Origin of the sequence: Paenibacillus graminis (assembly GCF_000758705.1) — a bacterium.
GTDB classification, from domain to species: domain Bacteria; phylum Bacillota; class Bacilli; order Paenibacillales; family Paenibacillaceae; genus Paenibacillus_AQ; species Paenibacillus_AQ graminis.
The window spans coordinates 5,046,759-5,058,865 of record NZ_CP009287.1 but is presented as its reverse complement, the minus strand read 5'-3'; the positions used below and the strand labels follow the sequence as shown (position 1 = coordinate 5,058,865).

The 12,107-nt window shown below is 49.7% G+C and carries 10 protein-coding genes; 7 read left to right on the top strand and 3 right to left on the bottom strand.

Annotation, left to right across the window (positions count from 1 at the left end):
• Nucleotides 1–17: 17 nt before the first annotated feature.
• Nucleotides 18–1,652 (top strand): nickel ABC transporter substrate-binding protein, encoded by a 1,635-nt coding sequence (locus PGRAT_RS21810; protein ID WP_025707255.1) that lies wholly within the window; start codon nt 18–20, stop codon nt 1,650–1,652.
• On the top strand, nt 1,649–2,404 hold the full coding sequence (locus PGRAT_RS21805) for a class I SAM-dependent methyltransferase (RefSeq protein ID WP_238326859.1): 756 nt from the start codon (nt 1,649–1,651) through the stop codon (nt 2,402–2,404). Before PGRAT_RS21810 ends, PGRAT_RS21805 begins: the two co-directional genes overlap by 4 nt.
• Nucleotides 2,405–2,420: 16 nt before the next feature.
• Here PGRAT_RS21805 and PGRAT_RS21800 read toward each other — a convergent pair whose 3' ends face one another.
• Genes PGRAT_RS21800 through PGRAT_RS21790 form a run of 3 tightly spaced genes read right to left on the bottom strand, consistent with a single transcriptional unit; the run spans nt 2,421 to nt 5,259 of the window.
• The gene (locus tag PGRAT_RS21800; RefSeq protein ID WP_025707257.1) at nt 2,421–3,092 is read right to left on the bottom strand and encodes a LutC/YkgG family protein; all 672 of its coding nucleotides are present in this window, start codon (nt 3,090–3,092) and stop codon (nt 2,421–2,423) included.
• Nucleotides 3,089–4,516: a LutB/LldF family L-lactate oxidation iron-sulfur protein gene (locus PGRAT_RS21795; protein ID WP_042267227.1), complete on the bottom strand. Its 1,428-nt coding sequence runs from the start codon at nt 4,514–4,516 to the stop codon at nt 3,089–3,091. Before PGRAT_RS21795 ends, PGRAT_RS21800 begins: the two co-directional genes overlap by 4 nt.
• The gene (locus tag PGRAT_RS21790; protein ID WP_025706300.1) at nt 4,513–5,259 is read right to left on the bottom strand and encodes a (Fe-S)-binding protein; all 747 of its coding nucleotides are present in this window, start codon (nt 5,257–5,259) and stop codon (nt 4,513–4,515) included. Before PGRAT_RS21790 ends, PGRAT_RS21795 begins: the two co-directional genes overlap by 4 nt.
• Nucleotides 5,260–5,425: 166 nt before the next feature.
• On the opposite strand from PGRAT_RS21790, the gene aldA reads away from it, so the two are divergent.
• The 5 genes from aldA to PGRAT_RS21765 all read left to right on the top strand — a co-directional run bounded on the left by aldA (nt 5,426) and on the right by PGRAT_RS21765 (nt 12,104).
• On the top strand, nt 5,426–6,871 hold the full coding sequence (aldA, locus tag PGRAT_RS21785) for an aldehyde dehydrogenase (protein ID WP_025706301.1): 1,446 nt from the start codon (nt 5,426–5,428) through the stop codon (nt 6,869–6,871).
• Nucleotides 6,872–7,214: 343 nt separating this feature from the next.
• On the top strand, nt 7,215–8,291 hold the full coding sequence (locus PGRAT_RS21780; protein WP_238326827.1) for a zinc-dependent alcohol dehydrogenase: 1,077 nt from the start codon (nt 7,215–7,217) through the stop codon (nt 8,289–8,291).
• Nucleotides 8,292–8,326: 35 nt separating this feature from the next.
• Entirely contained in the window at nt 8,327–10,264 is a 1,938-nt protein-coding gene (locus PGRAT_RS21775) for an alpha-amylase family protein (protein ID WP_025706303.1), read from the top strand.
• A gap of 19 nt (nt 10,265–10,283) precedes the next feature.
• Complete coding sequence (locus tag PGRAT_RS21770) at nt 10,284–11,429, top strand: sugar ABC transporter substrate-binding protein (protein ID WP_025706304.1); 1,146 nt, start codon at nt 10,284–10,286, stop codon at nt 11,427–11,429.
• Between the two features lie 15 nt (nt 11,430–11,444).
• Nucleotides 11,445–12,104, top strand: coding sequence for a RibD family protein (locus tag PGRAT_RS21765; RefSeq protein WP_025706305.1), 660 nt, complete (start codon nt 11,445–11,447; stop codon nt 12,102–12,104).
• The last annotated feature ends 3 nt before the right edge of the window (nt 12,105–12,107 follow it).

The following is a 12,107-nucleotide window of genomic DNA, read 5'->3' as shown; positions in this document are numbered from 1 at the left end:
GGGGAGTTATATTAGAAATGACAGGGAATTCAAAGCGAATCAGAGGATTAACGAAATGTTGGGTAATGATCATACTGGCTGCATTCATCATGAATGCCGGTTGCAGCATTAACAGCGGTTCAACAGGTCATTCATCCGAAGGGCCGGAGAAAACGGTCACTGTAGCCATATCGGCAGACCCTGGCATAGATCAGCTCGATGCCGGTGCTTATAAAGGTTCAATGAGTGTACATGCGATGATCTATGACGGATTAGTGGAGTATGGGGAAAAAGGCAGCATTCTGCCGGCATTGGCCGAGTCCTGGGACATATCCGAAGATGGAAAGGTGTATACTTTTCATCTTCGCCATGGGGTGAAGTTCTCGGATGGCACTGATTGTAATGCCGCTGCGGTTAAATTCTCTTTTGAACGCTGGATTAAAGACCCGGCCAATTCGTTGAATCTAGCTGCAGCGATGCAGTCTATGAATGTTGTAGACGACCATACCCTCACCATGACCTTCAACAAAGCCTACTATCCGTTCCTTACAGAGTTGTCTTTTGCAAGACCGGTTCGAATCATTAGCCCTTCTGCCGTTGAACCCGCCGGAGACGTTGCCGGAAAATTTGTCAAAGCCGTTGGCACCGGGGCATGGATGGCGGAGAGCTACAAGAAGGATCAGGAGGCAGTGCTGGTCAGAAATCCTTATTACTGGGGAGAAGCACCCAAACTGTCCAAGATGATTCTCAAGGTCATTCCCGATCCCCAATCCAGAGTGCTGGCGCTGCAAAGCGGGGATGTAGATATCGCAGGAGGCCAGTCCGGCAAGCTTCCGGCAGAAAGTGTACCGGTTATCGAAGGTGACACCAGTCTGAGCCTGCAAAAAGCACCAGGGACGAATTCCCACTTCATGATCTTTAATTACAACACTCCGGCTCTGCAGGACCTGAACGTGCGCAAAGCCATCAATTTAGCCATTAACAAAAAAAGCATAATCAATGATCTTCTGGAGGGTACCGGCAGCGAAGCCAAAGGTCTATTTCCCTTAACCGTACCCTATGTGACGGATCAGAATAATACCTGGTACGGCTTCGATCCAGATGAAGCAAAACAGCTTCTTGCCGCAGCCGGTTATAGCGATTCCAATGGGGATGGAAGGGTCGAAAAGGACGGCACGCCACTGGAGCTTAGTTTTGTACTGCAGCAAGCCGAGTTTCCGGAATGGAAATCCGTCAGCGAGCTGATCCAGTCCGAACTTAAGGCGATAGGTATTACCGTAAACCTTCAGATCCTTGAGCCTAACGCGTATTACGATGCATTATGGACCACTAAAGCATACGACCTTTTCATGTACCGTACCTACGATGATGCTTATAATCCGCATGCCTTCCTCCTGTCCCTATTTCATAAGACAGCGGAAGCACCGGCTGTGGCATGGCCGGACGCCGAATTGGAATCATTCATTGATACAGCGGTAGGAAGTACGGATCTGCAGGTGAGGCAAAAGGCTTATGACTCGATCTTCGGCAAGCTGTATGAGGAAGCCATGTTTGGAGCCTTATACTTTCCGGACGAGGTCATGGCAGTGAACAAGCGGGTGAAGGGTTTCAAGCTTGGGTACACCACCTTCACTCCGGTCTTCTGGAATCAGCTGGACGTTGGTGAAGAATGATGCTGAAAGAAATATCTAAATATTGGACGTCCAGCTCGGTTGGTTATGACAAAGTGATCCAAACCCAGTTTCGCAGCAAGAAAACCGTCAGACTGTGGAAGCAGCTGCTTATTCAAGGAATAGGACTCAAATCCCGTCAAAAAATACTTGATGTAGGAACAGGCCCGGGTTTTTTCTCAATCCTCTTATCACAGATGGGGCATCAGGCAACAGCAGTGGATGCTTCACCTGGAATGATTGAACGGGCCTCGCGAAACTTTGACCGCTATGGATACAAAGTTCAGGCTTATGTAGGCGATGCGGCGGATTTAAGTGCGGAGCCGGATAACAGCTTCGACGCCGTCGTCTGCCGCGATATGGTGTGGACGCTGCCCGAGCCGCAGAAAGCCTACGCGGAGTGGCACCGTATTCTGAAGCCGGGCGGTACTCTGATTGTTTTTGACGGCAACTATATGTATAAGGATTACAGGTCTTTATTCCGCAGGCTCTGGTACGCTTTATCCTGGATGCTGATACTGATTACGGAACAAAGAATCCGGCAGCGCAGCAGCGGGGACAAAAGCCTGCTCAGTGAACTGCCGTTTGTAAATGTACTCCGGCCTGAAGCAGATGAACAGGCTCTATTGCACGCAGGGTTCCGCATATTCGATACCCGCCGGAATTTCATTCCTGCCCGCAAGCTGCCCCTTAACTACTTGAAATATGGCTATGAGAATGTGAACCGGTTTATGATTATCGCCAAAAAGGAGTGAGCTGCTAAATTAATGGTTAGATAAGTACATAGGCTGCCCGCAGCGGACCATGCACCCCGACAACGAGCTTCATTTCAATATCGGCTGAATTCGAAGGGCCGGAGATGAAATTGATTGAGGAACCCAGCAGCTCCCCCGCTTGAATCCGCCGGTTCAGATCTGCTGCTGCCCGGGTCGAGCGGAGCATGATCCGCTTTTTTTCAATCACCGCAATATAATGGGCAGGCAGGAAATGCAAGGCGCGCCCTTGATCCGGGCGGCTCTCGACAACAACCGTACCAGACTCGGCCAGCGCATAGTCGGCAAAAACAATCGCCGTATTGGCTGCTTCGGAGCGCAGAATATTCTGCTCCCTTCCTGCCGCTTCTTCCCAGACGGAAGCATTTGCGAATTCCAGCCCATATTCGGCAAACCGGGCATCTCCAGAAGTGATTACACTGCCTCCGCCATTCGCAGCGACCAGATCATCCAAGGTTTGCTGCAAAATCTCCGCATTCGATTCAATCACCTGCGTGTGGATGAAAAAACACTGCTCCTTCAGCATCTCTATCAGCTCATCGGCTGTTAAACTGCCATAGCTGTCCGGAGCCAGGGCCTGCAAGTCGGGCCGCTGAACATCATAGATACGTTCCCGCCCCAGCTTGGAGGCGATGTGGTTAAGAAAGGAATCTTTTCCCGATACCGTCATTGGCCAGCCCCTCCTTTGCGTTTATCAAGCCAGGCCCGGAAGCTGTCCTGCTGCTTGACCGGCTGGCTGAGATCACGGGTGTTGATCCAGCCGCGGACCAGTTCCGGTCCTCTTACAATTCGTCCATGTCTGCTGAGCAGACGGCTGGCCGGGTTCGCAAACCGCAGGGCTTTGCCGAACAAAACCCGGGAGGACAGCAGCCTTCCGGCTGTCTTCATCTGGAGCCTTTCCACGGCGCCGGTGCGTTTTTCTTTTACAATTTTCTGGCGGTGCAGAATCAGCTGCTCATGCAGCGGGATTTTGACCGGACAGACATCTGTACAAGCCGCACACAGGCTGGAGGCAAAAGGAAGCTCTTTATAATCATCGTAGCCGCCCAGCAGCGGGGTGATTACCGCTCCAATCGGACCCGGATAAATCGACCCGTAGGCATGGCCGCCGATATGGCGGTAGACCGGGCAGACATTTAGACAGGCGCCGCAGCGGATGCACTGCAGGGCTTCGTTAAATTCGCTGCCGAGAATATCGGAGCGGCCGTTGTCCACGACCACCAGATGGAAGTCCTCCGGGCCATCCGTCTCCCCGGATGCAGAGGGCCCGATGACGGATATATAGCTGGTCAATTTTTGCCCGACCGCACTCCGGCAGAGCAGATTATCCAGCACTTCCATCTCTTCAAGCGTTGGTACAATGCGCTCCATGCCCATCACCGCGATATGTGTTTTGGGAATGGCGGCGGTAAGGTCACCGTTGCCTTCATTGGTCACCAGATTGATCGCGCCCAGGTTGGCGACAGCGAAATTGCAGCCGGTGATCCCGACATCCGCTTCCAGGAACTTCTGCCGCAATACTGTGCGGGCAAACCGGGCAAGGTTCTCCGGACTTTCGTCGCCGGTATAGCCAAGCTTCTCCGTGAACACGCTTTGGATTTGCGTCCGGTCCTTATGCAGCGCAGGGGCCACAATATGTGAAGGCGGGTCCCAATCATCCATCTGGAGGATGTATTCACCCAGATCCGTCTCAATCAGTTCACAGCCAGCTTCCATCAGGACATGATTCATTTCAATTTCCTCGGTGACCATCGATTTGGATTTGACGATTTTTTTAGCTTTTTTCTTGACGATGATATCCCGGATATAATCGCTGGCTTCTTCTTTGGTTTTGGCAAAATAAATGTGCCCGCCCTTTTTCTCAATGTTATCCGCTAACTGCCCCAGGTAATAATCCAGATGCTTCAGCGTATGCTGGCGGATTTGCTGGCCTAAGGTACGCCACTGTTCCCAGTCCCCAAGCGAGGCAGCGGCGGTGAGGCGCCTGGTCTTCAGGCTGTCCTGGGCTGAGCTTACAGCGTTTCTCATAAAAGGGTTGCCGATGCCGTCAGTAGTCCGTTCGTTGAACTCCCGTTTATCCGTTTGCAGGCTCAAGTTGGGCTTCCTCCTTTGGCAGCAGTATTTTGCTGGTTCAGCACTTCAGCAATGTGCATGATTTTGACGGGTTCTCCCTTACGGGACAGGCGGCCCCCGATGTTCAGCAGGCAGCCCATATCTGCGCTGATTAGAATATCCGCTCCGGTGTCAACGACACAACCGCATTTTTCATCGACCATCTGCCCGGAGATTTCCGGCATTTTCACCGAAAAGGTCCCACCGAAGCCGCAGCAGTTATCGCTGTTTTTCAGCGGCTCCAGCTGTAGTCCCTGTACCTGTTCAAGCAATTGGAACGGGGTTTCCCGTTCGCCCAGCAGTCTTGTCATATGGCAGGAACGGTGGTAGGTTGCGGTGCCTTCGAGACTTGCACCAACATCGGTGACTCCAAGCACCCGGACGATGAACTGTGTGAACTCATAAGCTTTCTCCTTTAAAGCAATCGCTTTCAATTCCCAGTTTGGATCTCCCTTGAAAATTTTCGGGTATTCATGGAACATAGCGATACAGGAGCCGGACGGACCCACAACATAATCGGAATGTTCAAAGGCCAGCATCATGTTTTTCATTGCAAGCCTGGAATCCTCAAGATAGCCGCTGTTATACGCGGGCTGGCCGCAGCACACCTGCGAAGCCGGATGATCGATCTCACAGCCCAGCCTTTCGAGAACTTCTACCATAGCGATCCCGACATTAGGGGTCATAAGATCCACTAAACAAGTCGAGAAAATACTGACTTTCATTTCCTATCCCTCCAATCGCAGCCTTCATATGAATAGCTTAACTCAAGAAGTCAATGAAAAACAACACAAAAACAAATAATAAATGTGAATGTTGTTGACAAAAAATATTGATAACGTTTACACTGGGGAAAGCAAATGGAACTATCTACCTTAAGGGGGAGAAACAGTGGAAAAACATTTGATGTATATCGACGGCCAGTTTACCGAATCAGAAAGCAAAGAGTGGATGGATGTAACCAATCCGGCAACAGATGAAGTCATTTCACAGGTCCCCAAAGCTGTAAGGAATGACGTGGTGCGTGCCATCAACGCAGCGGATGAGGCCCAGACTGCCTGGGAAGAAACACCTGCGGTTGAGAGAGGGAAGTATCTTCATGCCATTGCCGATGGAATCCGGGCGGAGGCGGACAGCCTGGCCAGACTGATCTCCGAAGAGGTAGGCAAGACCTTGGAACTGTCCATGGTCGAGGTTAACTTTACAGCGGACTATATGGACTATATGGCAGAATGGGCCCGCCGCTATGAAGGTGAGATTGTACAGAGTGACCGGGATAATGAGCATATTTTTGTGTTTAAACGGGCGATAGGGGTCACTACCGGCATACTTCCTTGGAATTTCCCGTTCTTTTTGATTGCCAGAAAAATGGCCCCGGCGCTGATCACCGGAAATACAATTGTAGTCAAGCCTAGTGCCGAATCTCCAAACAATGCAGTGGCCTTTGCCAAAATTGTTGACAAATCCGGTCTCCCCAAAGGGGTGTTCAACCTGGTTACGGGAAAAGGCGGAGAGGTTGGCAATGAACTGGCCAGCAACCCTAAAGTCGGGATGGTGAGTCTAACCGGCAGCGTGCCGGCAGGACAAAAGGTGATGGAGGCCGCTGCCGAAAATATCATCAAGGTCAGTCTGGAGCTTGGCGGCAAGGCGCCAGCCATTGTGATGGGTGACGCCGATCTGGACTTGGCTGTCAAAGCGATTGTGGATTCCCGGGTGATTAATACAGGGCAGGTCTGCAACTGTGCGGAGCGGGTCTATGTGCATGAGACCATCAAGGACGAATTCACCAGCCGTCTGGTTGAGGCAATGAAAGCGGTGAAGTATGGCGATCCGCTAAAAGACACGGATATTCAGATGGGGCCGCTGATTAACAAGGCCGCCCAAGAATCGGTGCAGAAAAAGGTTGACCGCGCAGTACAAGAGGGGGCTACAATCGCCCTTGGCGGTAAAAAAGTGGAGGGTGCAGGCAGTTTTTTTGAGCCGACGGTTATTACGGGTGCCACCAATGAGATGGAGATCGTCCAAGAGGAAATCTTCGGGCCGGTCATCCCGGTCATTTCATTCGCCAACCTGGATGAAGCGATCGCGCTTGCCAATGACAGTGAATTTGGACTGACCTCTTCACTATATACCCGGAATCTGAACGTCGCCATGAAAGTCATCAAGCGGCTCAAATACGGGGAAACCTATATTAACCGCGAGAACTTTGAAGCGATGCAGGGCTTCCATGCAGGCTGGAGAAAATCAGGCATCGGCGGCGCGGACGGCAAACACGGCTTGAACGAATATCTGCAGACCCATGTGGTTTATTTGCAGTATGATAAATCAGTCAACTGAAATTGCGGAATATGAATAATGAACTTATCCGATACGGTCCGAAAGGGCCGTTTTTTTTTGTGTGTGGTGCTGGCCCGGATTCTTCAGCTCAGGAAAAGAGCGGGGAAATTATGAGGGGATTGAAAAAAATATGAGGATTGTCAAAATTCGACAAAATTTCCCTTACTTTTTCAAAAAAGTGTGCTAGGATAAAAAAGGTAATTGCACAAACGTTTGCACAAAAAATCAAAATTTTCGTTATTCGGGACTGAAGGAGATGTTTTGCAGTTAAATGAAAAGAAAAGAAAGAGAAAGTAAAAAAATGTAAAATAAATGCGGATGTGAAAAGAAAGGATATGGAGCAATGAAATCAGAAAAAGCTGAATGTGCAGAATCGCGTAAGATGCCGGCGTTGGTATGGAACTCTCAGAAGCTGAATCTGTCCGAACAGGACATCCCGGTGATCACGCTTGCTACTGATGTCAAAGTGAAGATCCAGATGACAGGCATCTGCGGAACTGATCTGGCAGTTATCACAGGTAAGGAACCTGGAGTTCCTGGAGTGATACGCGGTCATGAAGCCGTTGGTACTGTCGTTGAAACCGGCAGCAATGTAACAAGCTTAAAAGCAGGCGACAGAGTCGTTGTTGATCCCAATCACAGCTGCGGCAAATGCAGGTTTTGCCTTCAAGGCAAGCTGCATCTCTGCACAGGAACGGATGGACAAGGTATGCCGATTGCCGGATTGAATAAAAATGGAACTTTTGCTCCATGGTTCGTTTCAGAAGAAAAGTTTTTACACAAATTACCTGAGCAGATGAGCTGGGAAGCGGCATTGGCCACTGAACCCCTCGCCTGTGTTCTTCATAACTTCCGGGAAGCCAGAGCTAAAAAAGGAGATGCGGTATTAATCCTTGGTTCGGGTCCAATGGGATTACTGTGTCAATTTGTTGCTAAACGCATAGGGTGCACCACTGTTTCAATAGAAATCAATGAAGGACGACTGGCAAAGGCACAGCAAATCTCAGATTATGCCTGCCCGCCGGAGGAGCTGACCGCAGAGCGGGTGTTCCGCATTCTGGGAGATAAGAAATTTGACATAGTCATTGATGCGGTGGGCACACAGATGGAGATGGCGGAGCAGTGGGTGGAGCGCGGCGGCACGATCATTCCCTTCGGGATAAACGGACGGTATAAGTACACCATCTCACCTACTTATTATACCCAGAACGCAGTACGGCTGCTGGGGGCCGGTGAATATCTGAACACCTTTGAGGATGCCTTGCAGTTTGCAAAAGACGTTCCGGAGGTTTCTACCTTGATCACACGTAAGTACAGTTTGGATCAATTTGAGACGGCAATTCAGGAGTTGCTTGGGAACAGTGGGAATTCCGCCGTTTCTTCAGAGCACCCCGTTTTGAAATCTGCATTTGTTTTCTGAAAATATTAAATCCCTGTATAGAGGAGATCTACTTGATGATCAGACATAACCATAGAGTAAACCAGATGCTTGACTATTTTGCAGACTGCCGGTTTCCCAAAACAGAACCCATTTGGATACCTGCGTTGTGGAACGAGTGCGGCTATGTATCGACATTGGATAGCAAGGATGGCGAAATTCTTGTTGAACCGGCAAGATTTATGGTTAAACATCTGCAGTACTTGCTTGAGTTGTCTTCTGATTATGCTCATACCGACCAGGCAGATTTAGATGATAGTGTTATCTACTGCTCTTTGCTCCGTTATTCCTCGGCCTGGGACTATACTCATACCGGGAATATCCAATCCGGAACATTCCTGAAATTTATGATTCTGTTGCCCTTGCTGAAAAAAATGAATGTCAATATCCTTTATCTGCTGCCTGTCACACGGTACAGCAATATGAATCTCAAAGGGGATATCGGTTCTCCGTATGCAGTGTACAACCTGTTTGATTTGGATGAGAATTTACATGATCCGTTGCTGGACGGCATGGAGAACTTGACCATTCACGATGAGTTGGCGACTTTGGTTGATGCCTGCCATTTGCTGGATATCAAAGTTGTGCTGGATTTAATCCCACGGGTGGGTGCGCGGGACAATGTTTTTTTAGCTGAACATCCGGACTGGTTTTACTGGATTGATCTGAACGCGCTGCCCGGATTCCAGCCACCGCACATTGCCGGACTGGAATTCTTCACAGAATGCACACCGGACAAGCTGGAAACTATTTACCGCAGCAAGGAAACCTTATCTTTTCTGAATCAGTTCCGTCTGCCGCCGAATGAACTGGACTCAAGACTTTGGAATGACCTCAAAAAACGCGCGCTTGAGTCCGGCGAGTCCCTATTGCCATTGATTGAACAGGAGATGGGCATTACGCCGGCTCCCGCCCATTCGGATTGGATTAATGATGTTCAGCCGATCTGGACAGACATAGCCTTTTTCCGTCTGTTCAAGGACCCCTCGCCGTTGGTCCGGCCTTATTTGCCTGAAGGTCAACCCCCATATGTGCTCTTCGATACGATCAAGTGCAATCTTTACCCCGGAGAAGAGCCGAATCGGGAATTATGGGACACGCTGATAGAGGCCGCCTGCTTCCAGCTGAAAACTTATAACATTGATGGCTTCCGGGTGGATATTGGACATACGCTCCCGGTCCCCTTGCTGGAATCTATGTTTAAGATGATCAAAGATATGAAGCCGGCTGCGATTCTGATCAGCGAGGATTTATTCAACCGCAATCACCGGGAAGCGGCAAAAACCGGATACAATGTAATGTTAGGCAGCGGCTGGAATATCATGACCGATATCCGTGTCGAACGTTTGCAGGATTACTTGCGGGAACTTCCCGAACTGCAGATTCATGTGTTTGCCTGCTCAGAGACGGCGGATACCCCGCGCATTACAAGCCGGGGCGGGACGGAACTGGCCCGGCTTATGACAGTATTCAATTATTTCCTGCCGAATGGGATTCCCTATTTGACTACAGGAATGGAAGTTTATGAGGAGCAGCCCCTCAATTGCGGTCTCGGAGATAATACTGGCGGTGCGGACATTCCCAAAGCTTTTTTCAATACCATGGCTATCAACTGGGCCAGTGAATCAACATTACTGCCGCTGCTGGGGCAATTGCAGCAGTTGAAGAGACAATATGCCAATCTGCTGGAGCCTGCAAACTTCTATCTTTCCGACTCCCAAGGCGATATTTTGATTTACTCTTACTATTTGAATGATGAACTGTTCAGTGCTTGTTTTAATTTGAATCCGGATCAGGAGCAAACCTTGCGGACTGAGCTGATCTATCCGGGCCAGAAGAAGACAAGCCTGCTGCTGGAAAGCGAACAGGGTGGCTGGAACCGGCTCAGCAGCGAAGGAACCTATGAAATGCGGCCATATGAAGCTGTGGTACTAATTACGGAACTAATCAAATGACGAAGGAGGAAGGACGGCTATGAACAAACAAGTTGCACAGCAGCTGAATATCTGGCATGAATTCGATGGGAAGGGAGATACATCCATAGAGGTGCTGGAACAGCTCTGTCGTGCTTACACCACTGAGTCCGGAGTTCCCGTTATTCCCGAGGTCATGAATATCACCGAACTGACCGCCCGCCTGCAGCAGATAAGAACTGGCGGGGCTGGCCCGCAAATGGCTCTGGTTCCGGCAGATATGGCTGGTTACGCGGAAGGTGCCATGTATTCAGAAATTCCTGAGAAATTCTGGTCAATGTCCGGCCTCCCCGATGTGGATATCCGTAGCTCTATGCGCTCCAACGGCCGGCAGTATGGTATTCCAATTCTAAAAGGCAATCATTTGGTTCTATATTACAATCCGGAAATCTACCCGGAGGCGCCCACTTCCTGGGAGGCGATTGAACAACAGGCCGAAGCATTAATGGCTAAAGGAATGGTTCCGGTCGCTGCCGACCTGGCGGACCCGTATTGCTTTATTCCGTTTCTGACCGCATTTGGAGGCTGGCCCCTCAAGGAGGGGAATCCCGATCTGGCAACTTTTGAAATGGATGCGGCTCTGCGGTTCGTTCAGCGTCAGCTTGACCAAAAAGTGCTCGCCAGTTTTCATGGTCCAACTGAACTCCTGGACCGTTTTATCGCCGGAGAGGTTGGAGCGATCATTTGCGGTGAATGGATTTACAATTATTTAGACCTTCAAATGAGAGACAGATTGCTTGTAGGTGCGCTGCCGGCGATTAATGGCAACCCGGCGGCCTCCATGTGTTCATCTATCGGTCTGGTCTTTCCGCAGCATTCGCTGGAATCGGAGCAAGCGGACGAGCTTCTGTCTTTCGCGGCGTATCTGCTGAATGAAAGCAGCCAACTGGAATGGGCGGAGCAGGTGCAGCGGATTCCAGTGCATTCCCGCGTACTGGATAACGTTAAGGCAGCCGCCTCACCGGCTAGAGCTAAACTAATTACCTGCCTTGATAATGCGCGTAACATGCCGATTGAGCCAGTTATGCGGAATGTATGGGATGCTATGGCCGTTGGTCTGCAACATTTAACAGATAAAGATGCCGGGAGAATCATGAGGTTAATGAAGGAGCATGTGAACAGCAGCCTCATTCAACAAACTTTATAGAGAAGAGGGAGAACGATGAAAACAACTATTTTTAGCCAAGTGTCGATTGACGGCAAACTAACTTTGGGTGCCGGAAAATCCAGCAAACAGTTGTTCAGTATGTTCGAGGAACCCGATATTAAATACATTCATCAATTCAGGGGTTTAATTGACGCAATCATGGTAGGTAAAAATACAATTCAATATGATAATCCGATGCTGACCAACCGGTATGAGGAGAATAATAACCCGCTGCGGATTATCCCGACAACACATATGGATATGTCCCTGGACAGCCATGTCCTTTCGGACGACGGCAGGACGCTGATCGTTACCACCGAAAATGGCAAGAATCCTGAAATGATAAGTATTTTAAAGGATAGGAATAAGGATGTGTTAATCTGCGGAGAGGACAAAGTGGATTTTGTGAAGCTGTTCCGTGAGTTGGAAGATCACTACGATGTGCACAGCATTATGATAGAAGGCGGCGGATTTCTTAACTGGAATGTACTGGACCAGGATTTAGTTGACGAGATCATCATCATGCAGCTGCCGATTATTATCGGGGGCGGGACCAATATCACACTTGTAGACGGCACGGGGTATACCGACCTGAATTTCGTGAAAAAGTTCAAAGTTGTCGAAGTTCTCCCGAACAAAAACTACACACTGCTTCGTTATCAGAAGGCTGTTTAACAG